We start from the raw sequence: 24,656 nt of genomic DNA on the forward strand, positions 1-24,656 counted from the left end.
AGAATGAGTTTCGCTCCGAACGGGGGTATTCCCAGTGGCTTGGGCGGCAGTGCGCTCGGCTCGTTGAGCGCGCTCGGCGGCCTCGCCGGTCCGGTTGCGTCGAGCGTAGCCGGCAGCCTCGGGCCGCTCGCGGGGCTGGCCGGGCACGTCGACACCGTCCAGCGCGCGATGCAACTCGCGCAGACCGGTTTTTCGCTGATGGAGAAGACGCCCGGCGCCATCGCCGAAGCGATCAACGGCGCCGCCAACCCCGCGCGCCTGACCCAGCTCAACCGGTACGTCACACTCGATACGCCGCTCGGCCCGGATGTGCTCCTGGTCAGTGCCGCCGTCGTCGACGAGCACGTGAACCGGTTGCCGGAAATCCACCTCGACCTGCTGTCGCATCGCCACGATTTGCGCCCTGACGACCTGATCGGCCAGCAGGTCAAGATCCGCTTCGATCAGCAGGCGCGCCTGTCGACGCTCGAGCGCGTCGTGGCAGCGGATACCGTCGAGGGCGACCGCTACTTCGATGGCTACGTCGCGTCGTTCGACCGGGCCGGCAACCCCGGGAACGTCACGCAATACCACCTGACGGCCGTGCCGTGGTTCTGGTTCCTGACTCGCTCGACCGACTGCCGGATCTTCCAGAACAAGACCGTGCAGGACATCCTCACCGAGATCTTCCAGGAACACGGTTTTTCCGATTTCGTGTTCGACATCCGGACGAGCCAGAAGCCGCTCGAGTACGTCGTGATGTACCAGGAGAGCTACTACAATTTCTGCGCGCGGCTGATGGAGCAGGAGGGGCTCGTCTGGACGCACCGCTATGAGAAGGACAAGCACTTTCTCGTGATCGGCGACACGAACCTGCTGTTCCGCCCGATCGACGGGCTCGCCACCGTGCCGTTCGCCGCGACCCAGGCCAGCGAGGACAGCGGCATCGACCAGTTGCACGAAGGCCGGCGCTTCGGCGTCGGCAAGGTCACGTTTCGCGACTTCAATCACCAGAATCCGTCGTCGCCGCTGATGCTGGTGGAGGCCGGGCCGCAGAACCTCAAGCACGCACGGCTCGATGCGACCGAGCGGTTCGAGCATCAGTCGCTGTACGACCACGGCGACGACGGCCACCGCTACGCGCGTTTCGCGATGGAGGCCGAGGAGGCGCAAGCCCATCGCTATACCGGTGGCGGCTACGCGTGGCGCATGACCACGGCCGGCGCCGTGACCGTTGCGAATCATCCGGTTCTCGAAAACAACCAGGAATACGTGATCCTGCACGTGCGTCACGAGGCGGTGAACGACTATACGCAGCACAGCGCGAAGCTCCCGTACCGCAACAGCTTCGCGCTGCTGCCGAAGAAGATTCCGTATCGCGCAACGCGTGCGACGCCGAAGCCGGTGATTCACGGCACGCAGTCCGCGATCGTCGTCGGTCCGAAGGGCGAGGAAATCTATACGAACGGCAGTGCGGTGAAGGTGCATTTCCCGTGGGATCGGCGCGGCAAGAAGGACGGCTCCGATTCGATGTGGGTGCGCGTGTCGCAGCCGTGGGCAGGCGACGGCTGGGGCGCGGCTGCGATTCCGCGGATCAAGCAGGAAGTGCTGGTGGCGTTCAATCAGGGCGATCCGGATAACCCGGTGATCGTCGGCCGCGTGTTCAACGGCGAGCAGGGTAACCCGTATCACGGTGCGGCCGGCCAGACGATGGGGATCAAGAGCCAGACGCACAAGGGGCAGGGGTCGAACGAGATCCGCATGACCGACACGAACGGCATGCAGGAATTCTTCATGCATGCGCAGAAGGACATGAACACCGTTGTCGAGAACAACGAGACGCACAAGGTGCTGGGGCCGATGCGTACCGTGCTCGTGGCGACGGGCAGCGAAGAAAAGCAGATTCCGCAGGGCAACCTGACCGAGACGATCGCCGAGAAACGCAGCACTACGGCCACCACCGTCGAGGTGACGACACCGGCGAAGGACGGTGGCGGCGGCACGCAGGTCTACATGGCCGAGCGCGGCATCCTGCTGAAGGTGCAGGACAGCTCGATCTCGCTCGCGCCGGAAGGCATTCGCCTGGAGCACAACGGCTCCGTGATCCTGATGACCGATGACGGCGTGATGGTCAACGGCAAGCGCATCGATCTCAACAAATAACTCGCAGAACACCAGCCATGCACTACGCAATCCACGAAGGCACCTTCGAGCTGCCCGACGCGGCGCTCGACCGCACCGTCAACATCCTGATGATGAACGTCGGCCCCGGCGGCCTTAACCTCGTGATCGCCCGCGGGCGGTTTCACGACGGCGAGAATCTCGACGCGTTCGTTACGCGCGAATGGGAAGTGGCATCGCGCGACGCCCGGATGCTTACCGAGACGGCGCGCCGACCCGTTACGGTCGGCGGGCGGGCGGGTATTCAGATCGATTCCACGCACGAACGCGACGGCCGCCTGTGGCATCAAATGCAGACCATGTTCCCGTCGGACGACGCCGGCCGTGTGCTCGTGATGACGTTGACCAGCGCGGCGCCGCTGACCGACGAGCAGCAGGCGATCGCCGACCGGATGCTCGCCAGTTTCCAGCCGCGTGCGGCGCGACCGACCCTGCTCGGGCCGGGTGACGCGTCGTGAGTGCGGAACACTTCGCGGCCGCTCGCTTCGAAGACCCGATCCAGCACACGTCGTTCTGGGGCGAGCTTGTCGGCACGGTCGGGTCGGTGGTCGGCGGCGCCGTCGTCGGCGCACTCGTGGCCGAGGCGATGGAGGGGCTGGTGTTCGCCGGCCTGGCCGCGCTTGAAATCGGCACGGCAGGGTTGGCGACGCCGCTCGTGATCGCGATCGGTGTCGGCGTGGCGGTCGGCTCGGGTGCGCTGATGGAAGCGAGCGGCATGAACGAAGCGATCGACGACGGCGCAAAGGCGCTGGCCGATGCGATCGCGCCGCCCGAGATCAAGGGCAAGATCGCGAGCGGTTCGGGGAACGTCTACGTCAACGACAAGCCGGCGGCGCGGGCGGCCAAGCCGGGCGATCTCGATACCGTCGCGTGTACGGACCATCCCGGGCCGCAGATGATTGCCGACGGGTCGGGGAGCGTTTATATCAACGATCAACCGGCTGCGCGCGTTGGCGACAAGACGACGTGTGACGGGACGATTGCCGAAGGTTCCGACAACGTCTTCATCGGCGGCGGCACGCAGCGGGTGCGGGACGTGAAGTCGGCTACGCGGCTCGGATGGCTGGGTGCGGCGCTCGGGATTGCGCTGGCGGTCTGCGGCCGCGGCAAGATGAGCTGGGGGCAGTTCCTGAAGAGCAAGGCGCCGTGTATCGCGATGAATTTTGCGGCCGGTGCATTCGGGACGTGGCTCGGTAGCCTCGCCAGGCCGTCAGCAGGTCACCCGGTCAACGTCATTACTGGCGGCAAGGTTCTCGACGGCACGGACGACACCGACTTCGCATTGCCCGGACCGCTGCCGATCGTATGGCGGCGTTTTTACAGCAGCCACGACGATCGGGCCGACAGCCTGTTCGGGACGGGATGGAGCGTGCCGATCAGCGTCGAGCTGCGGATTGCGCGCGAGCATGGTGAAGTCACGTCGATCACGTACTGGGACGAGCAGGGGCGCGATATCGAGTTTCCACCTGTGCCACCGGGCGAGAGTCATTTCAGCGTGCCTGAAGGCATTTACCTGATTTGTACCGCCGGCGGGCACTATGTGGTCGAAACGGTCGATGGGTTGTATCGCGATTTCGGCCGCGCGCGTAGCGATGCGGACAGCGAGACGCTCAAGCTGTGGCGGCTTGAGGATCGCAACGGCAACTGGATCGAGGTCGAGCAGGAAGCGGCAGATCAGGTTGTGCGGCCGGTGCGGTTGCGTGACAGCGCGGGGCGCGTGCTGACGCTGGGTTATGAGAAACATCATCCTCGGCGCATTGCCACGATCGAACTGACGCGTGGTGTGGACGGTGAACAACCGGACACGCTGGTGCGTTATGCGTACAACGACGCCGGCGAGCTCGTGGCCGTGACCGATCGCAGTGGCCACATCGGGCGACGGTTCGCTTACGAGCGTGGGCTGATGGTTCAGCACACGTTGCGCGGCGGCTTGAAGTGTTTCTATGCGTGGCACGGTGTTGGCCGCGACGCGCGAGTCGTGCGCCACTGGACCGACGACGGCGAAGCGTACACGTTCGATGCGAACCTCGCGCAGCGTTCGGTGACGATCACCGACCAGATCGGGCGCGTGACGCAATGGACGTGGAACGAGGATCAGCAGCCGACGAGTCACACGGATGCCGAAGGCAACGTGTGGCAGCTCGAATGGAACGCGATGCGGCAGCTGGTCAGTACGACCGATCCGGCCGGGAACGCGACGCGCTTCGAATATGACGAGCGCGGGCGGCAGACGCAGCGCATCGATGCGCTCGGTCAGGTCGAGCGCACCGAATGGAACGGGCACTACGATCTGCCTGTTGCCGAAACCGATCCCGCCAATGCTCGCTGGATCTATCGCTACGACGATCGCGGCAACCTGACGATGACGCGCGATCCGGCGGGGTTCGCGACCGAGTATTACCGCGACGAGCGCGGGCTCGTGCATACGATTCGCGATGCGCGTGGCGGCTACAAGTTCCTCGAATGGAATGGCCGGGCGCAGTTGACCTCGTATACCGATTGCTCCGGCAAGGTCACGCGGTTTGCGTATGACGCGCGCGGTACGCTCGCGCGGGTGACCGATGCGACCGGGCAGACTACCGTGTACGAAACGGATGCGATGGGGCGGGTCACGGGGATCGGGACGGCCGATGGTGCGCGTCAGACGTTTCGGTATGACGCGGCGGGGCGTCTCGTTGAGGTCGTCGATGCGAATCAGCGCAGTACGCGTTACGAACTCAATGCGCGTGGATTGCTGCTGGCGCGCACGGATGCGGCTGATCGTGTCGTGCGGTTCGGCTATGACGATGCGTTCAGGCTCGCGAGCTTGACCAACGAGAACCGTGAGACTTATCGCTTTCAGTATGACCGGCGCGATCTCGTTTCCGTACAGATCGGTCTCGATGGCCACAAGCGGACGTACGCGTACGACGTGTGCGGTCAAGGCACGATCGTACGCGATGGGCAGATCGAGACGCGATACGAGCGCGATGCGATCGGGCGACTGACGGCGAAGCAGGCTCCACATGAGCGTTGTGAGTACCTGTATGACAAGGCAGGCCGGATCACGTCGGCCGAGTTGTACGCGCTCGCTGCGCGTGGACCGTCTCTGAAGAATCGCGTCAGCCTGAAATACGACGCGCGTGGAGAAGTCGTCGAGGAATACACGCCGACCGGCTGGCTCGCACACACCTACGACGAGCTTGGCAATCGTGTCAGCACGACGATTTCCGGTGAGCGCACGATCGATTGGCTGCGTTACGGCTCAGGGCACGTGCACCAGATTCGTTTCGACGATGCTGCGGTTGCGGACATCGAACGCGACGATCTGCATCGCGAGGTGCTACGGACGCAGGGCAAGCTGAAGAGCCACTTCGGGTATGACGCGGTGGGGCGCCGTGCGCGGCAAACTGCGCAGCGAGGTACGGCGGGCGGCGAGTTGCTTGCGAAGCAGTGGCAATACGATGCGGCAGGCGATGTGATCCAGAAGCGCGATCAGCGTTACGGCACGACGAGCTATCGGTATGACCCGACGGGGCGCATCGAACAGGCGGCGGGGCCGGGACTGCCGTCGGAAGTGTTTCGCTGGGATGCGGCGGCCAACCTGGTGTCGAGCGATCACGCAGGTGGCTACGTCGAGCACAACCGGCTCAAGATGTTCGAGGACAAGCGCTTCGAGTACGACGCGTATGGGCGGCTGGTTCGCAAGCTGAGTGGACATGGGCCGGCTAAAGAGCTCACGCTTGAATACGACGACTGGAACCAGCTCAAGACTGTCGTGACGAAGGACCGGCTCGGGATCGCGACGACGCATTTCGAGTACGACGCGTTCGGCCGACGGATCCGGAAGCTCAATGGCAGTTACGCGAGTACGGATTTCCTGTGGGACGGCATGCGGTTGGTGCAGGAGACGTATCACGATCGTCAGGGCGAGGAAGCGCTGACGTATTTGTACGAGTCGAATAGTTATGTGCCGCTTGCCCGCATCGATCAAGGGAAGGTGGCCGCTAATGATGCGGATGTACGCGATGCGGTTTACTACTTCCACAACGATGTTTCTGGGTTGCCGGGGGAACTGACTGACGCCGGTGGCGAGCTGGTTTGGCAGGCGCGCTACAAGGTTTGGGGCAATGCGGTGCAGGAGGAGTGGATCGCGCGGGCGCCGCAGAGGTCGATGCCCGAATGGGGCGCGGTACAGACGGCGGGGCCGGCTCTTGCGCAAGTGCCAAGACCACAGAACTTGCGTTTCCAAGGGGAGTATCTGGATCGTGAGACGGGGCTTCATTACAACCTGTTTCGGTACTATGACCCTGATACGGGGAGATTTATTACACAGGATCCTATCGGCCTCGCCGGTGGAGCGAACCTATATCAGTACGCACCCAATCCGAACACATGGATCGATCCGTGGGGATTGTGCAGGACCAGTCCGAAAATAAATTCTGAACATGTTTTCCACGGGGAAATAAACAGCCGTGGACGTGCTGTTGGCTTCCACCACGAAGGCAGCATCGGTCATGTTGGAAAAGCTCGAGTGGTTGGGGTCACCTCGCCAGAAAATGCCCAAGGGGTTTATAGAGGTAAGGTTGAGATATTCGATCCGAGCACGGGTACATGGGTAGCGAAGGGGCCAGAGTCGTCGTTCTTCCCGAAATCGTGGAATCGTCAACAAGTCATGTCAGAGATTAGAAGTGCGTTTGATAACGGAGTGGTCTCCCCCAACGGAAAATGGGAAGGTGTTTCAAGAAGTGGTGTGAAGATTGAAGGGTGGTTGAATGGTGGTGGAGATATTAATACAGCATATCCGATATATTGATAGAGATGCGAATGAAAATTTATGTTGATGAGCGTGGATTTGTACATGCAGAGATGGCTGAGGGGCAGAAAATTGTGGGTGATTTTTTGTCTAGCGATATTCAGGGAAGCGTTTATGCCGCCGATGAATACATAAATGCTTGTTTGTCTGTTGAGAATGGAAGGGTTGAGAAATGGGAGGGTACGGGGAATGCTCATACAGTGATCATTGAAAAGGATGGTGTAGAGATATTCAACGAATATACCGAAGAGTCGTTGAGGATAAGTGGTATAAAAACCTTTCGAGCTTACTTGGAAGAATGGAGGGAGTATTTGCTTGGGGCGGGTGCGGCCAGAAAATGATACGGCTATGCTTTAACTCGAAGTCAGTTGGATAATGGTCTTTGTGATGATTTGCGTGGAATATATCCAGACTTTGATTGAGTTGCGGCCTGGAACGTAACTTAATCGGCTGCGCGCGAGGTGTTGCTGCCGCCACAGTCAGAGGATGCGTTATAGATATTTTTCGTGCTGCAAAGAGATATTTGATAATGAGTAGAGTTCCGTCCGAAACGCCGAATGTTGAGGTGCATAAAGAATATCTCAGGGCATCTCTCGTTGCTGTGGGGCGCCAGGATCGCCTTGCTCGCTTTGGCGTTTGGTGCTGTGTCGGTCTTGCACATGATGAGTCGGTTTTTGAGTTCCTCGCAAAGCATGCGGAGGCTACAAATGTGCAGATCCGGCGACGCGTGGATGACTACTTGGATCAAGTGTGGAACGGAAACGAAAGCTCCAATCCGCTTGGTGATCTAGTGCAAGTGGACTGGGACCCTGATGCAGTCGAAATGGATGACGATGCTGCCGCCCAAGGCGCCACTGATTTGCTAGCTGGGCTGTCTTTTTTGGCGAAATGGTGTGCTGAGCACAACGTGGAGCAGTTGGTTGCATGTGCCGAGATTCTGATAAACCGAATCGACTACTTGGAGAGTTTTGAGTTGATTGGAGGACATGTTGCGAATCCAGTCGATCATGAAATGAAAGTGCAGAAGGATTTTGCTCGTGAACTCGTTGTAGGTACCTTGACAGATCGTGACAAGATGAAATATCACGAGTGGTTATTCAATCTTGGTTCTCCCTGAATCATGAATTCAAGGAGCAATCATAAGAACGACTGACGTGTTGATTTTCTATAGTCAAATCGTAGTTCGATCGAGGTCGTACCAACGCATTTCGAGTGCGACGCATTCGGCCGGCGGATCCGGAAGTTCAGTGGCAGTTATCTCCCTCAAAAATCCAGAGATCGTTCAGCGGAGGTGGCTATATTGGAAAGCAACGAAAAAATTGAATTGTCAGGAAGTGAATCCCTCTCGATTCTTTGTGAGTTTGAGTATTTGCTAATTTCTTTAAGAAATATTGGAACATATTATCACGAACCTGGTAGGGAATTCGATGATAGGAATTTGGAATATTGTGCGGAAACAACGAGATTTATTGATGAAAATAAAGTAACCCAAAGGCTTGCGAAATTGAGGAAAATGATATCGGAGAAGTTCGGCTCCTCGCTGGGTGATGATGATACGGACGACATTGAGAGGGCGGTGGAGAAGGTTAAGGTTTGGGGAAACCCTGGGGACTAGTGTTGGTGTAATTTTGTTGAGAACTTTTGAGTGATTCGTGATGCTCGATAAACTTGGAATTTGCGTGATAGACGCGATCGAAGCGAGGGGCATTGTGGAAGAATGCCGTCGCAGTGGTTGGTTGGTAATTGTTTTACCCGAAAAAATAGCATCTAAAAATCAGTTTTTCGATGCGATTCGTGACAACTGTCCACTAGATCCACCGTTGCAGAGTAATCGAAGCTGGGACGCATTGGCTGACTCACTTTGGTCTGGTTTCGATGCGGTTGATAACGAGCGAATTGTAATATTCTGGCCTGATTCGGATCGAATGGCCGCGGCGGAACCAGATGCTTATGTTATCGCGACAGATATATTCGAAGACTTGTGCGTTTTGTTGGCTGATTCGAATGTGGCGGTATCTAGGGCGAAGATTTTGTTGGTTTTTAAAATTAAAAACTAACCTACGGCATTTGCGGCGCTGAGGAAATTGTCGGATTGCTAATGGCGTCGACGACCTGCCCGTGGGTCTTCGGCCGCCGACGGAGTAAGGAAGAATGGAAAAAGCTAACAAAGTATCAGTCTGGGTCGGGAAGTTCGCTGACGACGATGATCTTACGGACTACATCGAGAACGTCTACGACGAGAACGGTGACTCTTCCAATCAGTTGCGAGACGATACTGGAATTGATTGGATTGACGATGACTTCCGTGAAGCGGGCATGCTGCAACCGGATCTAAGCCTCCGAAAGAATCTTGTAGGATTTTCTTGGATCGATAGTTTTGCTGACGTGCCGATTCCCGAGCTCGAAGCTATGCGCAGGGTTGATGATAATGGTTTGATCCTACTTTATAACTTCGAGTACGAGGACGCAGAGAGCGCCCGTCCTGCCTCCCGCATGCGCTTCGTCGGGACGTTTGATTTTCAGAAGTAGGCTTGGTGGTGTAGTTCAAAACGGAGGGGTCGAAGTAAGCTTACCGCTGGCGAGACTCTCGACGTCAGCATAGTGGATAAAACGGATCGAACTCGGTGAGCTATATGATTGTCTTTTTCCACTTACAAACAGGGAAATAGAATGGAAATGATGGTTTTATTGTTCCGCTGGCATGTATCCCAGACGATGTTGGACTAATTTTTTGATGGAGTCTAAGTTGATTCGGCTCGAGAAGTATTATTCTGGTGACGATATTTGGGAAAATTTCTCTGATCTCTTTGCGAAATATAGGGATTTTCCGGAGGTTCATGGTCTTGCCAAGGATCTAAATGATCAGTTCGATCTTGCCTATACGATTTACTGGGTCGCTGGCCCAAATTCTGCCAGAAAGTGGATAAATTCGAATGTTCCGGCACTCGACAATATTCGTCCCATCGATTGTGCCAGCAACCCGGAGTTGGTTAAACGTCTGCGCGAATGTCTAATGCGCATGCCGTCTTAACGATGACGGCAACGGTTCCGTTGGTCTCGCGATGGAGGGGGAGGCAGGCTTATCGCTACGCAAACGGCGGCTATGCGTGACGCACAATCAGGGCCAAACCGTTTCAAATTGCCACGTTTGGATTGATATTGAGCCAGGCAGGCTGATCATTACGCAGATGTAATAGGCAACGCTGCGGGATGCGGCCGCGCTGCGCGACGTCGCGCAGCGCGCCGGACAAGGGAATAGCAGCTGTAAGCGGCAGCCACCCAAAACCCTGCATCACCAGTCAATATCGCAAGACGACCGCGACGTCCCCGCACCACCTGTAGCCGTGCATTTCGTCCCCGATCCGTTGTCGTAGAACGTCCGCGTCTCTGGCTGTGGCACCGAAGGATCGAACGGGTTCGGGGCCCCATGCGGACCACGCGGCGCATCGTACGGCCGCTGCGGCGCATACGATCCACCACTACCCGCAGGCCGCGAGCCGTTGGCACGCAGGTATTCATTCCAGTTCTGTTCGCGCTGCTCATACCCGGGCACAGTACGACCCAAACTATCGCTCCCACCCGCGCCGAGCGCGACGCGGTTCGGAGGCAATGCAAACTCGGGTTCATGCACAGACGAAGGCGGCGATGCCACCAACGCATCGCTGGTCGCACGCAACGGCCGCTTGTCCGGCGTATCGAACGGACTGCGCTCGACGGGCGCGGCGTACTGCACGCGTCGGCGGCTCATGCGTGCCGCATGGCCGTCATCGCGGGCAGCAGCATGCCGCTCCGAACGAAACACATTGGCGCTGGCCGACCGATCGGTCAGCGTATCGCGACCTGAAGCATGGACCGTAGAAACAGAAAGCGCGCACGCAATCGCGGCGGCGGAAGAGAGGCGGACGGGGTGATTCATTGGCGATCCGAAGCAGGTGATGTGCATTGAACAAAACGGCAGATCACTGGCTGGCGGCTGGGCGACGGAGGGGCGTCGAAGCGGCCCTGACGCGACTGCGAGGCGCGGCGGGCGCGACTCGCAGGGAGGCTGGCTGGATTGCAGAAGCGAGTTCATATTATTTCATGGAAATATCAATCAGCTTTCATCATGTCCGGATCAGTCGGAAAGAAGAAAGATTTACCGCGTGATACGAGTGCCCCGTGTTGGTGCCTGCCCGCACAATCATCAGTCGATTGATTTTCAACGACCCGACCCTCTGTCGCCCAGAAGTACGCCCTGCAGAATGACCGATCACCGAATCCCATACACAGCAAGGCACCCAACCCGATCACCCCGCCAAATAGCAACCCGATTGCACTCGATGCAAACGCTCCCGCCTCCCAAAGGTTGCACCCCCATCGCCACCCACCCATCTCAAAAACGTACGTGTTTTCCCTTGGTTGACCGGCATTTTTGACAGACGATTGAAAAACGCTCATATAATTTCGACTGCCTTGCCAATGGCTGTCGGACCATCCCTCCGAACGAGCGTTTTGGCAAGCGGGGCAGGCGAAACGCTTGCGCAATGCAAGACGCATCACGATGTCTTTCCGAACCAGACGTCCCCTTCGGGGACTGCAAGAGCCGGGCCCCGCTACGCAACATTCCGCTGGAGTTCCGTCTTCTATGTGTCTCGGGCGTGTCCCATGTCCTCGCCCCGGGTGCTGTTCGATTGCGCAAGTCATGCCGCCTTTGCCCGTATGACTAAACAACATCGAGGAGCTCCCAGATGACGCTGTCCCGTCTTACGTCCATTTCCGTCGCCGCCGTGCTGTTCGCCGCCGGCGCCGCCGCCGCGCAAGCGGAAACCGTGAAGATCGCCATCGCTGGTCCGATGAGCGGCTCGGTCGCCCAATACGGCGACATGGTGAAGGCCGGCGCGCTGACCGCGATCGAACAGATCAACGCGGCAGGCGGTGCGGGCGGCAACAAGTTCGAAGTCGTGCTGATGGACGACGCGTGCGAGCCGAAGCAGGCCGTCGCCGTCGCCAACAAGATCGTCAGCCAGAAGATCAAGTACGTGATCGGCCACGTGTGCTCGGGTTCGACGATTCCCGCGTCGGACATCTACGAGAACGAAGGCATCGTGATGGTCACGCCGTCGGCCACCGCGCCGCAGCTGACGGAAGGCAAGAAGCGTCACTTCATCTTCCGCACGATCGGCCGTGACGACCAGCAAGGCCCGGCCGCCGCGCACTACATCATCAACAACGTGAAGCCGAAGAAGGTCGCCGTCCTGCACGACAAGCAGTCGTACGGCCAGGGCATCGCGTCGTCGGTGAAGAAGGACCTCGAAGCCGCGAAGATCCCGGTCGTCCTGTTCGAAGGCATCAACGCCGGCGATTCGGACTACTCGGCGATCATCACGAAGCTGAAGTCGCAAGGCGTCGATTTCGTCTACTTCGGCGGCTACCACCCGGAAATGGGCCTGCTGATGCGCCAGGCGCGCGAGCAGGGCGTGAAGGCGACGTTCATGGGCCCTGAAGGTGTGGGCAACAAGGACGTGACGGCGATCGCCGGCCCGGCTTCGGAAGGCATGCTCGTCACGCTGCCGGCCGACTTCTCGGCCGATCCGGCCAACGCAGCGCTCGTGAAGGCGTTCGCGGACAAGAAGCGCGACGCGAACGGCCCGTTCCAGATGCCGTCGTACGCAGCGGTGAAGATCATCGCCGACGCGATCGCGGGCGCGAAGACGACCGACCCGACGAAGGTCGCCGCGTACATCCACAAGACGACGTTCGACACGCCGATCGGCAAGGTCGCGTATGACGCACAGGGCGATCTGAAGGCGTTCAAGTTCGTCGTCTACACGTGGCACAAGGACGCGACGAAGACCGCCGCCAAGTAATACGGAGTACCCGCCCGTGCACCCGCCCTGTCCGAGACCCGGACGGGGCGGGTGCGTATTGGCTGCACATCGGCCCGGTGCGCGGCCAACGGGCGGCCCGAGACGACACCGTGCGTTGCGCGCGGCCGAACGCCGTGATCCGGCGACGGCATGCGACCCAGCGCCAACGGGAGCTTCCCGCACATGACTGACTTCTTTCCTCAATTCGCCCAGCAGCTGGTCAACGGCCTGACGCTGGGTGCGATCTATGCGTTGATCGCCATCGGCTATTCGATGGTCTACGGCATCATCGGCATGATCAACTTCGCCCACGGCGAGATCTACATGATCGGCGCCTACGTGGGCCTCGTGACCCTCACGGCAATCGGCATCTCCGCCGGCTATCCGCTGCCGCTCGTGCTCGGCGCCGCGCTGATCGTGTCGGTGATCGTCACCGGCCTGTACGGCTTCGCGGTCGAGCGCGTCGCGTATCGCCCGCTGCGCGGCGGCCCGCGCCTCGTGCCGCTGATCTCCGCGATCGGCATGTCGATCTTCCTGCAGAACTACGTGCAGATCGGCCAGGGCGCGCGCGACGTGTCCGTGCCGGTGCTGATCTCCGGCGCGTTCGACATCCATCTCGGCGGCGATTTCGACGTGACCGTCCCGTATTCGCGCCTGATGATCGTCTGCGTGACGCTCGTGCTGATGATCGCGCTCACGCTGTTCATCTCGCATTCGCGGATGGGCCGTGCGTGCCGCGCATGCGCCGAGGACATGAAGATGGCGAACCTGCTCGGCATCGACACGAACCGCGTGATCTCGTTCACGTTCGTGCTCGGCGCGATGCTGGCGGCCGTCGGCGGCGTGCTGATCGGGCTGACGATCGGCAAGCTGAATCCGTACATCGGCTTCGTCGCGGGCATCAAGGCGTTTACCGCCGCGGTGCTCGGCGGGATCGGCAGCATCCCGGGCGCGATGCTCGGCGGCGTGCTGCTGGGCCTCGCCGAAACCTTCGCCGCAGGCTACATGCCGGCCGAGTACAAGGACGTCGTCGCGTTCGGCCTGCTCGTGCTGATCCTGCTCTTCCGCCCGACCGGCCTGCTCGGCAAGTCGGACATCGAAAAGGTCTAAGGGAGACGCAGATGAGTCAAGTCATTTCCATTCGCCGCCCGGCCGCCGACGCTTCGATCGGCCAGGCGCTGAAGAATGCCGTGGCCGCCGCGTTCCTGACGGCGATCCTCACGATTCCGGTGCTCGGCCTGCAGTTGAAGCTCGACGGCTATCAGGTCGTGCTGACGCCGCACTGGCGGCCGGTGTGGATCGCGGTCGCGGCCGTGTTCCTGTTCCAGCTGTTCAAGCCGTGGCTCGTGCGCGCGAAAGCGGCCGTGAAGCTGCCGGCGGTGCCCGCGATGGGCGCGCAGCAGCAGCGCGTGATCATCTGGGTGCTGCTCGCGGTCGGGCTCGTGTGGCCGTTCTTCGGTTCGCGCGGGGCGGTGGACGTCGCGACGCTCGCGCTGATCTACGTGATCCTCGGCCTCGGGCTGAACATCGTGGTCGGTTTCGCGGGCCTGCTGGATCTCGGCTATGTCGGGTTCTATGCGGTCGGCGGCTATACGTACGCGATGCTGAACCAGTATTTCGGGCTGTCGTTCTGGGAGTGCCTGCCGATCGCGGCGATCGCCGCGGCGACGTTCGGCTTCCTGCTCGGCTTCCCGGTGCTGCGCCTGCGCGGCGACTATCTCGCGATCGTCACGCTCGGCTTCGGCGAAATCATCCGCCTGCTCGCGAACAACCTGACGAGCCTGACCGGCGGGCCGGACGGCATCTCGAGCATTCCGAAGCCGACGGTGTTCGGCTTCGAGATGGCGCGCTCGGCGAGCGTCGAAGGCGCAAAGACCTTCCATGAACTGATCGGGCTGGAATACAGCGGCGAGCACATGGTGATCTTCCTGTACCTGATCGCGCTGGTGCTGGTCGGCTTCACGCTGTTCGTGACGAGCCGCCTGATCCGCATGCCGATGGGCCGCGCATGGGAAGCGCTGCGCGACGACGAAATCGCGTGCCGGTCGCTCGGCCTGAACCCGACGCGCATCAAGCTGTCGGCGTTCACGCTCGGCGCGGCGTTCGCGGGTATCGGCGGCGCGTTCTTCGCGGCGCGCCAGGGCCTCGTGAATCCCGAATCGTTCACCTTCATCGAATCGGCGCTGATCCTCGCGATCGTCGTGCTCGGCGGGATGGGCTCGCAGCTCGGCGTGATCCTCGCGGCGATCCTGCTGACCGTGCTGCCGGAAGTCGCGCGCGGGTTCGCCGAGTACCGGATGCTGATCTTCGGTCTGGTGATGGTGTTGATGATGATGTGGCGTCCGCAGGGCCTGTTGCCCGCGAGCCGTCCCCACGTGGAGCTGCCGCAATGAGCGCGAATGCAGAACTGTTGAAGGTCGCCGGGCTGCAGATGCGCTTCGGCGGGTTGCTCGCGGTGGACGGCATCGATTTCGACGTGCGCCGCGACGAGGTGTTCGCGATCATCGGGCCGAACGGTGCGGGCAAGACCACGGTGTTCAACTGCGTCGGCGGCTTCTACAAGCCGACCGGCGGCGACGTCGTGCTCGACGGCCACGCGATCGGCGGGCTGCCGAGCCACAAGATCGCGTTGAAGGGGCTCGTGCGGACGTTCCAGAACATCCGCCTGTTCAAGTCGCTGACCGTCGTCGAGAACCTGCTCGTCGCGCAGCACCGCAAGGTGAAGGCGGGGCTGCTGCACGGGCTGTTCGCGACGCCCGCGTATCGTCACGCGGAGAAGGAAGCGCTCGAACGCGCGGCCGTGTGGCTCGACCGGATGGGGCTGACGTCGGTCGCCAACCGCCAGGCCGGTACGCTGTCGTACGGGCACCAGCGGCGTCTGGAGATCGCGCGCTGCATGATCACCGAGCCGCGCCTGCTGATGCTCGACGAGCCGGCGGCCGGCCTCAACCCGCAGGAAAAGATCGAGCTGCAGCACCTGATCGACAAGCTGCGCCGTGAATTCGGCGTGTCGGTGCTGCTGATCGAACACGACATGAGCCTCGTGATGGGCGTGTCCGACCGCATCCTCGTGATGGAGCACGGCCGGCCGATCGTGATCGGCACGCCGGAAGCGGTCCGCAACGACCCGCGCGTGATCAAGGCGTATCTGGGGGAAGAGTGATGCTGAAGCTGGAACAGGTCCATACGCACTACGGCGCGGTCGAGGCGCTCGCGGGCGTGTCGATCGAGGTGAACAAGGGCGAGATCGTCACGCTGATCGGCAGCAACGGTGCCGGCAAGACGACGCTGATGATGACCGTGTGCGGCACGCCGCGCGCCTCGTCGGGCCGCGTGCTGTTCGAGGGCAACGACATCACCGCGATGTCGACGCACCAGATCATGCGGCAGGGGATGGCGATTTCGCCGGAAGGGCGGCGCGTGTTCCCGAGCCTGACGGTGCTCGAAAACCTGAAGATGGGCGGCTTCTTTGCGAGCCGTCACGAGATCGACGACGGCATCGAGCACGTGTTCAAGCTGTTTCCGCGCCTGAAGGAACGCGCGGCGCAGCGGGCCGGCACGATGTCGGGCGGCGAGCAGCAGATGCTGGCAATCGGCCGCGCGCTGATGAGCAAGCCGCGCCTGCTGCTGCTCGACGAGCCGACGCTCGGCCTCGCGCCGCTCGTGATCGCGCAGATCTTCGACATCATCCGCACGATCCGCGACGAAGGCGTCACGGTGTTCCTCGTCGAGCAGAACGCGAACAAGGCGCTCGGCGTGGCCGATCGCGGCTACGTGCTCGAAACGGGGCGCGTGGTGCTCGCCGACACGGGCGCGAACCTGCTCGCGAACGATCGCATCAAGCAGGCCTACCTCGGCGGTTGATGCCGACAGCCGCCGGCCTGCAACGGGCCGGCGGCGTTCTGCTTTCGATGTTTCCGCATGCAAGGCCGGTTCGCGGCCTTGTCTTCCCTAGCCGATCCTGAACGTGCTTTTCAGAACGTCGCGCAGATGCAGCGCGGCGCGGTTGCTGTCGTCCGTCAGGATCGTGATCAGGTGCGGCGGGAGATCGGGCAGCACGATGCCGGCGACGTGACTCGTCAGGTTGCCCGACACGCGGTCGTGCTCGATCAGGCCGACCGCGAGACCGTTCGCGATGCAGGCCTCGACCGCCGGCGAACTGGCGCTTTCGAGCAGCATCCGGTGCGCGATCTTCGCCTTCTTCAGCGCGTTCAGCGCGGTGTCGCGGTACGGGCAGCCCTGCAGTTGCACCGCGATCGGCAACGGCGCGTCGGGATTGAACTTGAACGTGCGCGCGGCGACCCACACCGGATGGGTCTTGCTGAGCAATTCGGCGTGCGGCGGCGCCTTCGGCACGACGGCGATCGTGATGTCGAGCTGGCCGCGCGAGAACAGCAGCTGCAATTCCTCGCTGGAACGCGCTTCGACGGTCAGTTCGAGCAACGGGCGATCGGCGGCGAAGCGCGGCAGGAATTCCGCCATGAAGTGCGCCGCGTAGGAATCGGGAATGCCGAGGCGCAGCTTGCCGGTCAGCATCTGCGGCGACAGCGATTCGACGAGCCGGTCGTGGCTCAGCAGGAACTCGGTGGTGTCGCTCAGCAGCTTGTGGCCGTACTGCGTGAGTTCGACGGCCTGGTTGTTTCGCGTAAACAGGCGCTGCGCGACCATCTCCTCGAGCTTCTGGATCTGCGCGGTGACCGACGACGGGCTGCGGTTCACATGAACGGCCGCATCCTTGAAGCGGCCGAGCTTCGCGACGGCGTGGAAGGTTCGCAGCAGGTCGACGTCAAGGGTGCGCGGCATGATTTGGTTTTTCCGAATCAGTGATTCAGGTAATGTCGATTGACGGAATTATTGAGCATCCCATATTCTCGGGTCAACAGGCAGACAACGGCAGGCAGCCGGTCGGGCGTTGCACGCATCCGGGGAACGATTCATGTCGATCAATGATTTTGTCGTAGATGCATTGGTGCGGGACAGGAAGCTGAAGGCGGAGTTGGTATGGACGGTCGAGAATCACGAGAAGTATTCGACGCTGAATCGCACTGACGATGATGCGCGGCGGAGGGAAGCGGGGCGCGAAGTCTTCTCGCTGATGCGCAACCTGAACGAGCTGGGCGTGCGGAGCCCGGCGTTGTGCGCGGATCGCGATGGCAACGGTTCGTTGCGCGAAGCGATCGGCGCGTTGAGCGAGCGGCTGGCCACGTTGTCGCGCGGTCGCGATGTCCATTACATCGAGCTCGGGCCCGAGCCGGTCAAGACGACCGAGCTGATGAAGGGCGTCAGCGGCAGCGGGCCGGACCATCTGCGCTACACGGCCGTCGACATCAACGAATCGTCCGAAGACGCGATGCGGCACGCGATCATGCCGTTCCTGAAAACGCCCGGCTGTTTCAACTACATCGCCGACGATTACCGGAACGTGCAATGGAACCATATCGACCTGGGCCAGGACGTGACGTTCATCACGATGCTCGGGTTCCAGGAAGGCAACGAGTTGCCCGTGACGATCGGCCGGCTCATCCGCAATCTCGGCGGCAGGTCGACCTACATCGTGTCGGAGATGCAGCTGCTCGTGGAGGGGCGCGAAGAGCCCATCTACAACTTCTACCGGAACGAGAACATGGTGCGGTTCTCCGAGATCGTCAGCCGGCAGCAGGGCTTCGAGCCGCTCGGCGAGCACCATGTGTCGATCGTGCGGCTCAATCTGCTCGGCGACCAGTTCCATGTCGCGGTCACGCTGCAACCGGTGTCGAAAGCGGGAGCCGACGGGCATCTGATCACCAACGTCTGCCTGAAATACACGCCGGAGCAATTCCGCCACGTGCGCCTGAGCCACGGCAATTGCCGCGTGATCGACGAGTTGCGCAGCGGCGACGGCAGCGTCGTGTACCAGATTGCGCAGTTCAAGAGCTGAATGCCGAAACGTCGACAGCGAGGCGCGCGATGAACAAAGGAAATGCATTGCCGGTGTTTGCGCGAGGGTTCGATCGGGTGAGGCTCGCGTTGCAGACGTCGCTGTCCGCCGGCGTGAACGTCGAAGGCACGATGGATGCGTCGAAGGAACCGATGCGCTGGACCGGCGCATGCCTGCGCGACGGTTATCAGGTGCGATATCGCCGCAACCTCGACGATCTCGGCTACCGCGATGTGCCGATGCGCGGCACGCGCTCGGATTCGCTGAATGCGGTGTGCCATTTGCGCGGGCTGTTCTCCGACGAAGCGGTGAGTGCGTTGCGCGAGATCGGTCGCGCGCTCGAGCGCAGCGCGTCGAGCAGCAACTGGATCATCTCGAAGCGCGTGCGTGCGGTGACGAACCGCTCGCGCTTCATCGACGACATGATGCACGACCGCGCATTCCTGATGCGGGTGTCGCGTCTTGCCGGCGCGCCGCTGATTCCGTATCCGATGGTCAATGCGCGATCGCAGTTCAACTACTACTATCCGACGGGCTCGCGCGCCGACGGCAAGGAACAGCTGGGCATGTGGCACACCGACGGCACCAGTTTCGTGCTGAATGTCGTGCTGTCGGATCGTTCCGACTACGAGGGCGGCAACTTTCTGTTCTACGAATCGACCGCGGAGACGTTCGATCGTCACGACAGGGAACGCCGGCATGTGAAGGCCGCGAATCTCGACAACGCGGGCGACGCGCTGCTCATCTACGGCAGCAAGCTGTTTCATGGTGTCGAGCCGGTCGTGGCCGGGCGCCGCATGTCGCTGGTGCTGTCGTTTCATTGCCCGTACACGCGCGAGGACGACAACGGGTTCTGGCATCTCGCGTCGGACGACGGCATTCCACGCACGATCGTCAACTGGCTGGCGCTGCAGCGCGCGCTCCGGGACGACGCCGAGCTGCAGTATCGCCGCCTCGGGCTCGAGCCGATCCGGCCCGAGGACCTGGGCGACCAGCGCCTGTCCCCGGCCACTTTCTGAGAGCCGTCGCCCCATGCAGCTATTCCTGCTTCAGCTCGTATTCGTGTTGTCGTGGAGTTCCGGTTTCATCGGCGCGAAGCTCGGCGCGGAAACGGCCGGCGCATTCAACCTGCTGTTCTGGCGGTTCCTGCTCGTCACGCTGTGCCTGGCGATCGTCCTCAACCGCCAGCTCGGGCGGCTGACGCTCGAGAAAATCCGCTATCACGCGGTGATCGGCTTCCTGTCGCAGTTTCTCTATCTGACCTGCGTGTATATCGCGATCCAGCACGGCCTGCCGCCGGGCATCGCGGCGATCGTCGCGGCGTTGCAGCCGCTCATCACGGCCGCGATGACGTCGCTCGAAGGCAGCGAGCGCAGCGGGGCACGCCAGTGGGCCGGGCTGGTCGTCGGGTTCGTCGGCGTGGGCATCGTGATCGGCGGGCAGTATGCGCTGCCGGCCGGGTCGGTCGGGATCGTCATGTACCTGCTGCCGCTGGTGTCCGCACTGGGGCTGTCGATCGCGACGATCTATCAGCGCCGGCGCGCGCTGACGGCCGCGCGCAGCAACGAGGACGGGCTGTTCCTGCCGCTGTTCGTGCAGGGTTGCGTGAGCCTCGTGCTGTTCGCCGTGTGCGGAATCGCCACGGGCAACCTGCATGTGCCGACGCAACCGAACGTGTGGGTGTCCGTCGTGTGGTTGACGCTGTTCTCGACCTTCGTCGCATACCTGTCGCTGTGGGCGCTGCTCAAGCGCATGCCCGCGACGCGCGTGGCGACCCTCGTCTATCTCGAACCGCCGGTGACGCTGATGTGGGCCGCGTGGATGTTCGGCGACCGGATCGAGGTGACGACCTACGTCGGCATCGTCGTCGTCGCGATCGGCGTGTGGTTGGCCGGCAAGCACGTCGAGCGGCCCGCGCGGCCGCGGCGCGCGGAGATGGAGGCGGCCGGCCGCTGACGGTCTGGCCGTACGGGCGCTTCCGGCGTAGCGTCGCGAGACAGCCCGACTCGCGAAGGAACCCTCACGCATCGCTGACCCGAAGCGCCGAGCCGGCTTCGACGCTTCGATGTTCAAGCATGCAACGCCAGCCCCTTCACCGCCTTGTCGACAGCCTTCTTCGGCCCGTGCAACGCCAGCCCGACCAGATCGGGATTCGCCGCATCCTCGGCGCGAAACGCTTCGCGGTTGGCCGCGTCGTGCCTGGATTCGACGCCGGGTTGCGCGCTGGTCGCAGCCAGAATGTAGTCGAATCAGCTTCGATTGTAGTCGAATATGCTACATGTGGATCTTTCGTCGGCGTCGGTACAAAATCGGCGACTTGGACTATGCATTGTAGCTAATTCAGCTACAATTGAAGCCAATTATGCTACGATCCATTGCCTCGACCCTGTTTAGCGACTACCGGCGCCGCGTGCTGGGCTTGCTCCTGCTGCGGCCCGAACAGGCGTTGCACGTCCGTGAAATCGCTCGTTTGACCGGCACGACGCCCGGTACGCTTCACAAGGAACTGAGCAAGCTGGCCGAAGCCGGCATCCTGAGCAGGGATCGGCAAGGTAACCAGGTGCGCTATCGCGCCAATCGAAGTTGTCCGATCTACGAAGAACTGGCTTCGATCATGCGAAAGACGTCGGGGTTGGGTGATGTGTTGTCCGAAGCGTTGTTGCCCTGCACGGAGCAAATCAGCGTGGCGTTCGTATTCGGTTCCGTTGCGCGTGGCCAGGAGACGGCGGACAGCGACATCGATGTGATGGTGATCGGCTCAGTTGGCTTTGCAACGGTGGTCCGGCTGCTTTACGACGCACAGACAACATTGGGGCGCGACATCAATCCCAAGGTACTGGCGCCAGACGAGTTTCGAGATGGCGTCGCCGGGCAGGACGCATTTTTGCGAGACGTGCTTGGAAAACCCAAGATATTCCTGATTGGTAGCGATGATGACCTTGCAGAACTTGCTCGGCGTTAGTCTCGATGCGGTCGAACCGGACGGCGGACAAGCGGCGCGCCTGCTGGCCGCGGCGGAACGGAATCTGGCCGATGCGCAACTCGCAGGGTTGAGCAATGAAAACCGCTTCGATGCCGCCTACAAGGCGATCATGCAACTCGCCATGCTTGCATTGCACGCGAACGGCTTTCGTACATTGACGAGTCGGCCGGGGCACCACCAGACGGCGATCCAGACGCTTCCGCAGACGATTGGTTTGCCGGTCGCGCGCATGATCGTACTCGACGCGCTGCGCAAGCAGCGCAATCTGTCCGATTACTCCGGGGATGTGGTTCAGTCGTCAGCCGTTCGCGAGTGTTTCGATAGCGCGGCCGCGCTCATGATCGATGTAAAGGCATGGCTGGCGGGGAACAATCCTGAGTTGCTGGGCACACCGTAGCCGTTACCGTGTCGAAGTGCCGACTCGAAACGTTGGTGCGTCAGGCATGCAACGCCAGCCCCTTCACCGCCTTGTCGACGGCCTTCTTCGGCCCGTGCAACGCCAGCCCGACCAGATCGGGATTCGCCGCATCCTCGGCGCGAAACGCTTCGCGGTTGGCCGCGTCGTGCCCGGTCGAGAACATCGCGCGCACGTAGGGCACGATCGTCAATTCGCGCGACAGCGCCTGCCGGTGCGCGGCCTGCAACCCGTTCAAATCGGCCGCGAACACCAGCATCGGCTGGCCGAGCATCCGGCTGTAGCGGCGGCCGGCCGCATCCTCGTAAGGCTCGCCGAGCGCCTCGGGCGCACCGGCCGCGACACCCGTCGCGAGAAACGCGACGACATTGAGTTTCTGCCACGCTGCGAGATCGTCACGCACGATCAGCGCTACTTTCGTATCGAACATGCTTGCTCCTGGTTGGAGCGCCCATGATCGGATGCCGCGCGCGATCAGTCTGGAACGTTTGTGCAAAGTTGCCGGTATGCGGCCGGCGTGATCCGGTACGCGCGGCGGAACCAGCGGCCCAGATGGCTCTGGTCGGCGAAGCCGACGTCCGCGGCCGCTTGCGCGGGCGTGCGGCCGGCCGCCAGCAACCGCCGCGCGGCGCGCAGCCGCAAGCGCACCAGGTACGCATGCGGCGACGTGCCGAATGCGCGCTGGAACATCCGCGTCAGCCGGAACCGGTCGATGCCGGCGACGCTGGCCAGTTCGTCGAGCCCGAGGTTGCCGTCCATCTGTTCGTGCAGCAGGTCGCGCACGCGCGCGATCGCGGGCGGCACGACGCTGCTTTCCAGTGCGAGCGGGCCGCGCAGTTCGCCGCCGAGCCGCGTCAGCAGGCGGTCGAGCGTCTGGTCGCGGGCGAGCCGGCCTTCGTTGTCGTGGATCGCGAAGAATGCGTTCCAGATCGCGTCGACGAGGCTGCGGTCGTCGACGAGCGTATGGCCGAACGTGGCTTCGACGCCGCCGAGGCCCGGCAGGTCCAGCCGGCGCGCCGCGCGCTCGACCCACGCTTGCGGCAGGTACAGCATGCCGTAGGTGAAGCCGCCGGCTTCTGGCGCATGGCCGTCGTGCATCGCGCCCGGCTCGATCAGGATCGCCCGGCCCGGCACGCTGGTATGCAGCGACCGGTGGCACTGGAAGCGCTGCACGCCCTGTTCGGTGAAACCGACGAGCATGTCGTCGTGATCGTGCGCGTCGTAGGCATGGCCGTTGAAATGCGCGTGCAGGCTTTCGATGCCGGTTTCCGCATCGCGCCGTGCGACGAGCCAGTGGTCGGTCGTGGCGGAGGCCTTGGCCGCTGTCGTCATCGGATGCCTCGCGCGTCGTCGTTGGGTGACGGGTAGTGTACGCAGGTCGCGCAATGGCGGTGGCGGGCGCGGCTCATGCGTCGTTCGTCGCCGCCTGTTCGTCGCGCGCATATTGCGCGGGCGGCCGGCCGACGTGCCGCGTGAACGCGACGCTGAACGTGCTCGCGGAACTGTAGCCGACGCGCGCCGCGATCTCCGCGATGCGGCTTTCGTTGCGGCGGAGCAGGTCTTTCGCGAGCGCCATGCGCCATGTGAGCAGGTATTCCATCGGCGCGACGCCGACCGCGCGGCTGAAGCGCTCGAAGAACGTCGAACGCGACAGCGCGGCCTCCTTCGCGAGTTCGACGATGGTCCACGGATGGGCGGGGCGTTCGTGCATCCGGCGGATCGCGGCCGCGAGGCGGCTGTCGGCGAGCCCCCGCACGAGGCCGGGCGACGCATGCGTGCCGGACGTGAAGCGCAGCGCTTCGATCAGCAGTACTTCCAGCAGGCGCGCGAGCACGATCTCGCGGGCAGGGCGCTGCGCGCGCGATTCGTCGCGCACCAGTTGCACGAGCGTGGTCAGCCGCGGTTCGCCGCGCACATGCACGAAGCGGGGCAGCAGCGACACCAGCAGCGATGCGTCGGGCGAACCGAAGCTGCAGTTGCCGGCCATCATGCGCGTGTCGACCGGGTTGGCGGGATCGCCGATCCGGAATTCGCCGTGGTCGAGCGCGACCGGCGGCGCGGTTTCGACGCCCGGCGCCGGCGGTTCGAGGCTCGACATCGCGACGCCGTAGGCTGCCGGAATCAGCATGAAATCGCCGGACAGCAGCTCGATCGGCGCATGCCCGTCGATCGCGATCCGGCACCCGCCGTCGAGGATCGCGCAGTAGAACGGCTCGCCGGCGACCGTGCGGCTGATCGCCCACGGGCTCGCGCCGCGCACGTACTTCGAGTACCGCGCGCCCGGTTGCAGCAGCGTCACGACTTCGGTCAGCGGGTCGATCATCAGTTGCTCCGAGAAACCCCGTCCTTCCGGACGGGGAGGAAAGGCATGCTGTTGACAGGCAGCTTCTTCCACGGGTTAGGATCACCGGCATGATTCTTGTCTATCGCTACCGGGTGAAATCGCTCAACGGACTGCTCAACAAGCAGAGCCGCGCGGTGAACTACGTCTGGAACTTCTGCAACGACACGCAGAAGCACGCGCTCAAGTGGGGCAAGAA

General features: G+C 62.1%; 24 protein-coding genes and 2 pseudogenes. 20 read left to right on the top strand and 6 right to left on the bottom strand.

The features are described 5' to 3' along the window. The first annotated feature begins 3 nt into the window (after positions 1 to 3). From U5798_RS30950 to U5798_RS30990, 9 genes are all read left to right on the top strand, one after another. Positions 4 to 2,142 (top strand): type VI secretion system Vgr family protein, encoded by a 2,139-nt coding sequence (locus U5798_RS30950; protein ID WP_322084199.1) that lies wholly within the window; start codon positions 4 to 6, stop codon positions 2,140 to 2,142. 17 nt (positions 2,143 to 2,159) lie between these two features. Next, positions 2,160 to 2,618 carry a DUF1795 domain-containing protein gene (locus tag U5798_RS30955; protein ID WP_322084200.1) on the top strand — a complete coding sequence of 153 codons (459 nt, stop codon included), beginning with the start codon at positions 2,160 to 2,162 and terminating at the stop codon, positions 2,616 to 2,618. Continuing rightward, the gene (locus U5798_RS30960) at positions 2,615 to 6,955 is read left to right on the top strand and encodes an EndoU domain-containing protein (RefSeq protein WP_322084201.1); all 4,341 of its coding nucleotides are present in this window, start codon (positions 2,615 to 2,617) and stop codon (positions 6,953 to 6,955) included. The genes U5798_RS30955 and U5798_RS30960 overlap by 4 nt, the downstream gene beginning before the upstream one ends. An 11-nt stretch (positions 6,956 to 6,966) precedes the next feature. Then, positions 6,967 to 7,296, top strand: coding sequence for a YacL family protein (locus U5798_RS30965; RefSeq protein WP_322084202.1), 330 nt, complete (start codon positions 6,967 to 6,969; stop codon positions 7,294 to 7,296). Positions 7,297 to 7,484: 188 nt separating this feature from the next. Next, entirely contained in the window at positions 7,485 to 8,072 is a 588-nt protein-coding gene (locus U5798_RS30970) for a hypothetical protein (protein ID WP_322084203.1), read from the top strand. A gap of 183 nt (positions 8,073 to 8,255) precedes the next feature. Then, positions 8,256 to 8,570 carry a hypothetical protein gene (locus U5798_RS30975; protein ID WP_322084204.1) on the top strand — a complete coding sequence of 105 codons (315 nt, stop codon included), beginning with the start codon at positions 8,256 to 8,258 and terminating at the stop codon, positions 8,568 to 8,570. Between the two features lie 40 nt (positions 8,571 to 8,610). Further along, positions 8,611 to 9,012, top strand: a complete 402-nt coding sequence (locus U5798_RS30980; RefSeq protein ID WP_322084218.1) for a barstar family protein — start codon at positions 8,611 to 8,613, stop codon at positions 9,010 to 9,012. 94 nt (positions 9,013 to 9,106) lie between these two features. Further along, entirely contained in the window at positions 9,107 to 9,484 is a 378-nt protein-coding gene (locus tag U5798_RS30985) for an immunity 22 family protein (protein WP_322084205.1), read from the top strand. Positions 9,485 to 9,689: 205 nt separating this feature from the next. Next, a complete protein-coding gene (locus tag U5798_RS30990; RefSeq protein ID WP_322084206.1) occupies positions 9,690 to 9,986 on the top strand; it encodes a hypothetical protein in 297 nt (98 codons plus the stop codon). A gap of 261 nt (positions 9,987 to 10,247) precedes the next feature. On the opposite strand, the gene U5798_RS30995 is transcribed toward U5798_RS30990, so the two are convergent. Then, positions 10,248 to 10,898, bottom strand: a complete 651-nt coding sequence (locus tag U5798_RS30995; RefSeq protein ID WP_322084207.1) for a hypothetical protein — start codon at positions 10,896 to 10,898, stop codon at positions 10,248 to 10,250. Positions 10,899 to 11,682: 784 nt separating this feature from the next. Between U5798_RS30995 and U5798_RS31000 the strand changes: the two genes are divergently transcribed. The 5 genes from U5798_RS31000 to U5798_RS31020 all read left to right on the top strand — a co-directional run bounded on the left by U5798_RS31000 (position 11,683) and on the right by U5798_RS31020 (position 16,665). Beyond that, positions 11,683 to 12,801: a branched-chain amino acid ABC transporter substrate-binding protein gene (locus U5798_RS31000; protein ID WP_322084208.1), complete on the top strand. Its 1,119-nt coding sequence runs from the start codon at positions 11,683 to 11,685 to the stop codon at positions 12,799 to 12,801. A gap of 183 nt (positions 12,802 to 12,984) precedes the next feature. Beyond that, on the top strand, positions 12,985 to 13,911 hold the full coding sequence (gene livH / locus U5798_RS31005; RefSeq protein WP_034186151.1) for a high-affinity branched-chain amino acid ABC transporter permease LivH: 927 nt from the start codon (positions 12,985 to 12,987) through the stop codon (positions 13,909 to 13,911). 11 nt (positions 13,912 to 13,922) lie between these two features. Next, complete coding sequence (locus U5798_RS31010) at positions 13,923 to 15,194, top strand: high-affinity branched-chain amino acid ABC transporter permease LivM (protein WP_322084209.1); 1,272 nt, start codon at positions 13,923 to 13,925, stop codon at positions 15,192 to 15,194. Next, entirely contained in the window at positions 15,191 to 15,964 is a 774-nt protein-coding gene (gene livG, locus U5798_RS31015; protein WP_059239370.1) for a high-affinity branched-chain amino acid ABC transporter ATP-binding protein LivG, read from the top strand. The genes U5798_RS31010 and livG overlap by 4 nt, the downstream gene beginning before the upstream one ends. Next, positions 15,964 to 16,665, top strand: a complete 702-nt coding sequence (locus U5798_RS31020) for an ABC transporter ATP-binding protein (RefSeq protein WP_006484776.1) — start codon at positions 15,964 to 15,966, stop codon at positions 16,663 to 16,665. The genes livG and U5798_RS31020 overlap by 1 nt, the downstream gene beginning before the upstream one ends. Positions 16,666 to 16,752: 87 nt before the next feature. On the opposite strand, the gene U5798_RS31025 is transcribed toward U5798_RS31020, so the two are convergent. Then, a complete protein-coding gene (locus U5798_RS31025) occupies positions 16,753 to 17,604 on the bottom strand; it encodes a LysR substrate-binding domain-containing protein (RefSeq protein ID WP_124455178.1) in 852 nt (283 codons plus the stop codon). 133 nt (positions 17,605 to 17,737) lie between these two features. On the opposite strand from U5798_RS31025, the gene U5798_RS31030 reads away from it, so the two are divergent. From U5798_RS31030 to U5798_RS31040, 3 genes are read left to right on the top strand one after another with little or no spacing between them, the layout of a single operon-like run. Then, positions 17,738 to 18,718, top strand: coding sequence for a hypothetical protein (locus U5798_RS31030; RefSeq protein WP_322084210.1), 981 nt, complete (start codon positions 17,738 to 17,740; stop codon positions 18,716 to 18,718). A gap of 29 nt (positions 18,719 to 18,747) precedes the next feature. Then, a complete protein-coding gene (locus U5798_RS31035; RefSeq protein WP_322084211.1) occupies positions 18,748 to 19,737 on the top strand; it encodes a 2OG-Fe(II) oxygenase in 990 nt (329 codons plus the stop codon). A 13-nt stretch (positions 19,738 to 19,750) separates the two neighbouring features. Further along, positions 19,751 to 20,674 (top strand): DMT family transporter, encoded by a 924-nt coding sequence (locus U5798_RS31040; RefSeq protein WP_322084212.1) that lies wholly within the window; start codon positions 19,751 to 19,753, stop codon positions 20,672 to 20,674. A 113-nt stretch (positions 20,675 to 20,787) separates the two neighbouring features. Here U5798_RS31040 and U5798_RS31045 read toward each other — a convergent pair. Further along, positions 20,788 to 20,916: pseudogene (locus U5798_RS31045) on the bottom strand (DUF2000 family protein); the annotation flags it as partial. A 164-nt stretch (positions 20,917 to 21,080) separates the two neighbouring features. On the opposite strand from U5798_RS31045, the gene U5798_RS31050 reads away from it, so the two are divergent. Both U5798_RS31050 and U5798_RS31055 read left to right on the top strand, forming a co-directional pair. Continuing rightward, complete coding sequence (locus tag U5798_RS31050) at positions 21,081 to 21,680, top strand: nucleotidyltransferase domain-containing protein (RefSeq protein WP_322084213.1); 600 nt, start codon at positions 21,081 to 21,083, stop codon at positions 21,678 to 21,680. Next, positions 21,649 to 22,098: a DNA-binding protein gene (locus tag U5798_RS31055; RefSeq protein WP_322084214.1), complete on the top strand. Its 450-nt coding sequence runs from the start codon at positions 21,649 to 21,651 to the stop codon at positions 22,096 to 22,098. The genes U5798_RS31050 and U5798_RS31055 overlap by 32 nt, the downstream gene beginning before the upstream one ends. Positions 22,099 to 22,138: 40 nt before the next feature. Here the strand turns inward: U5798_RS31055 and U5798_RS31060 are convergent, their stop codons facing one another. The 3 genes from U5798_RS31060 to U5798_RS31070 form a co-directional block, all read right to left on the bottom strand. Then, on the bottom strand, positions 22,139 to 22,546 hold the full coding sequence (locus U5798_RS31060) for a DUF2000 domain-containing protein (RefSeq protein ID WP_124455173.1): 408 nt from the start codon (positions 22,544 to 22,546) through the stop codon (positions 22,139 to 22,141). 44 nt (positions 22,547 to 22,590) lie between these two features. Continuing rightward, positions 22,591 to 23,448 carry an AraC family transcriptional regulator gene (locus U5798_RS31065; protein WP_322084215.1) on the bottom strand — a complete coding sequence of 286 codons (858 nt, stop codon included), beginning with the start codon at positions 23,446 to 23,448 and terminating at the stop codon, positions 22,591 to 22,593. 73 nt (positions 23,449 to 23,521) lie between these two features. Then, positions 23,522 to 24,439, bottom strand: coding sequence for an AraC family transcriptional regulator (locus U5798_RS31070; protein ID WP_322084216.1), 918 nt, complete (start codon positions 24,437 to 24,439; stop codon positions 23,522 to 23,524). An 89-nt stretch (positions 24,440 to 24,528) separates the two neighbouring features. Between U5798_RS31070 and U5798_RS31075 the strand changes: the two are divergent. Then, positions 24,529 to 24,656, top strand: a pseudogene (locus U5798_RS31075) (RNA-guided endonuclease TnpB family protein); the annotation flags it as partial.

This window comes from Burkholderia sp. BCC1972 (genome assembly GCF_905339605.1).
GTDB lineage: Bacteria > Pseudomonadota > Gammaproteobacteria > Burkholderiales > Burkholderiaceae > Burkholderia.